General features: G+C 67.6%; 1 protein-coding gene. It reads right to left on the bottom strand.

All coding sequences use genetic code 11. The features are described from left to right. Positions 1-136: 136 nt before the first annotated feature. A partial coding sequence (locus ACLJNW_RS23820; protein WP_410961170.1) for a DUF2165 family protein occupies positions 137-340 on the bottom strand: 204 nt, incomplete at its 5' end.

Below are 340 nucleotides of genomic sequence, written 5' to 3'. Positions count from 1 at the left end.
ATGCAGCGCGTGCGAACAGAGGGGAGCCGAGGGATCGGGTGGCAGGAGCGAGATGCGACTTCGCGCTATCGACGGGCGTCCGGCTCGCTCCACTGTCGCCGTCCTCGCGTCCTGCTCCTCGTACCGGCAGTCCCCATCAGTTCCAGCGGACGTTGAGCACGAAGAAGTTCGCCAGCACCCAGACCACCAGCAGCAGGTGGGTCAGTTGCAATCCCTCCTGGCGGATCCAGTAGCCGAACCAGAGCCCGCCCAGCAGCATGCCGAAGAGCAAGCCGAGGGCCGCGCTCAGGACCAGGCTGAGCCAGGGCCAGGCCTCCTCCAGGCCGGCGCCGAACAGCAG

It is taken from the genome of Salmonella sp. SAL4457, from assembly GCF_046548235.1.
GTDB classification, from domain to species: Bacteria; Pseudomonadota; Gammaproteobacteria; order Enterobacterales; family Enterobacteriaceae; genus Salmonella; species Salmonella enterica.
This window is presented reverse-complemented; position numbering and strand designations above follow the sequence as displayed.